Origin of the sequence: Paracoccus sp. S4493, assembly GCF_000967735.1 — a bacterium.
In the GTDB taxonomy this organism is placed as follows: domain Bacteria; phylum Pseudomonadota; class Alphaproteobacteria; order Rhodobacterales; family Rhodobacteraceae; genus Paracoccus; species Paracoccus marcusii.
This window is the reverse complement of record NZ_JXYF01000130.1, coordinates 1-2,407: the sequence shown is the minus strand read 5'-3', so window position 1 is coordinate 2,407 and position 2,407 is coordinate 1. Positions and strand designations below refer to the sequence as shown.

The following is a 2,407-nucleotide window of genomic DNA, read 5'->3' as shown; positions in this document are numbered from 1 at the left end:
GCAAGCGCGGTGATCGCCCCTCCGGGGGGATTTGGACAAGCCAAACGCCCCCTGCGTGGCGTTCCTTATCGCGACGGGACGGGCCTGACTGTCACCTTTCGGCCTGGTCGCGTCCTGCGCCTGACAGATCGCCCCCATCCACCCAAGGGGCTTTCGCGGCATATCCTTGCCCCTGCGGGCCTACGGTATTCCACGGTCCCCTTGTGCGTCTGTGACCGATCCGTCCTGCTGGTCCTTGCGCGACCGACCCGAAGGCTGACGAAGAAGTCAGGCCAGGCGCCGATCCGCGACCGTCACCAATGCGGGCACCGCGTTGCGGTGACAGTTTCTTTTTTGGCCCCTTACGGGGCTGTGCGCTCCCTCCCCTCAGGCATCAAAAGAAGTCCGAAGGGGGTGCTTTGGTCAAGCTATTTAATTGCCGAAAACGGCAATAAATAAGTGGGAAAGCGTTGTTATAAATAGTAAAAAGGAGGTGCGGAAGGGGCGCAGCAAGCGCACCACGCTAACCACTACAAGGAGGCCAGACATGGCTCTAGCAATCCAAACCGACACCGCCGCCGAGCAGGCGCGCGACCACATGCTGCGCCTGCTGATCGCAGAGCAGAACGACGCCTTCCGGCGCTGCCTGGGCTTCGCAGCCCTGTGGCGGGACCATCATCTGAAAGGCCGTGTTGTCGTCACGCCGGGTTTCGAGGCTCTGCCCGTGGTGACCAAATCCGCGCTGATGGAGAAGGTCATCAACTTCACCGACTTCACCGAGGAAAACGACCCTTGGGAGGATCACTCCTTTGGTCGCGTGGAGGCCGATGGCGCGGCGATCTTCTGGAAGATCGACCTTTTCGACACCGCCTACACCTACGGCGCAACGATGCCCGATTGTGCCTGTGACCCTGACCAGACGCGCCGTGTCCTGACGCTCTACCTGCCGTCCGAACACTGACCGGGGATCGGCCTGCTTTGCTCCGCAGGCAGGCCGATGCTTCCCGCAGCTTCACCGACAAGGGAATGAACACATGAGCAATGCAGTCTTGGAACAGCGTCTCGCAGAAGCATGGGCGCTGGTCAGGAAGGGCGACACCTTCGGTATCGGACGCCGCTTCCTGACGCAGCATGGGGCCGGTTGAAACCCCCCCCCATCGCTTTGTCCTGCCCTCACAGCCGGACGCCACATCAATCAAGTAATCGTCGCAAACAGGAATGCCACCCATGAAAACCGAAATCATCGCCGCCGCCCCGATCCAGTATTTCCCGCTGGCCCAACTCTATGTCTCCGACATGAACCCGCGTCAGGACGCGGACCCGGAGGGGATCGACCTGCTGGCCGACAGCCTTGCCATGATCGGCCTGATCCAGAACCTGTCCGGCACCGTTGACGCGGATGGCCGCGTCGGCATCGTCGCCGGGGGGCGCAGGCTGCGCGCCATTGCCCGTGCGGTCGAGCGTGATCCAACCGTGACCAAGCGCCACCCGGAACTGGCCTCCGTTCCCGTCCGCATCGCAGCCGACGAGGCCACCGCGCGGGCATGGGCCAGCGCCGAGAACGCCGCCCGCGAGGACTTGGCACCCGCCGATGAAATCCGTGCCTATGGCCGGATGAAGGATGCGGGCGCGGACGTGTCCACCATCGCCCGCAGCTTCGGCAAGACCGAGGCGCATGTTTACCGCCGCCTTGCGCTGGCCGCGCTGCCCGCCCCGGTTCTGGACGCCTTGAAGGCGGGGCAGATCAGCCTTGGCATGGCGAAAGCCTTTACCGTGTCCCAGGACGAGGCCCTGACCTTGCAGGTTCTGGCCGAGGTGAAGGGCCGCGACCTGTCGGAACACCAGATCAAGCGCGCCTTGCAGCCTGACGCGATCAGCGGCACCGATCGCCGCGCCCTGTTTGTCGGGCTGGACGCCTATACCGCAGCGGGCGGGCGGATGAACCGCGATCTGTTCAGCGACACGACCGCGCTGCACGATGCCGATCTGCTGGACCGCCTGTTCATCGAAAAACTGAAAGAGGAAGCGGCGAAGGTCGGGGAGGTCTGGAAATGGGCGGATGTTTCGACCGACAGCTATATTCCCTACGGCACCACGGAGAAGATGGACCGGGTCTACCGCGTCGAGGGCGAACTGACCGAAGCGCAGTCCGAGCGTTACGACGAACTGGCCGAACTGGCGAACGGCGACGTTCTGGACGAAGCGGGCAAAGCCGAACTAGCCGAACTGGTCGCAATCCTTGACGGAGACTACACCGACACACAGCGCGCCGTGGCGGGGGTGTTCGTCTATGTGGGAAGCGATGGACGGCTTTGCGTGACTAACCCCCTTGTCAGCCCCTATGACCGGGATGAAGCAATCGAGACGCAGGTTCTGACCGGACATGCCGCAACACGCCTCAGCGCGGACAGCGTCGAGGATGCGCCCA

2 protein-coding genes are annotated in these 2,407 nt (G+C 63.4%); both read left to right on the top strand.

Annotated features, from left to right (window positions below):
- Positions 1-526: 526 nt before the first annotated feature.
- Complete coding sequence (locus tag TW83_RS14625) at positions 527-940, top strand: DUF3768 domain-containing protein (protein ID WP_052714916.1); 414 nt, start codon at positions 527-529, stop codon at positions 938-940.
- A 266-nt stretch (positions 941-1,206) separates the two neighbouring features.
- Positions 1,207-2,407 (top strand): ParB/RepB/Spo0J family partition protein (locus tag TW83_RS14620; protein WP_162198059.1); only part of this gene is annotated, 1,201 nt, incomplete at its 3' end.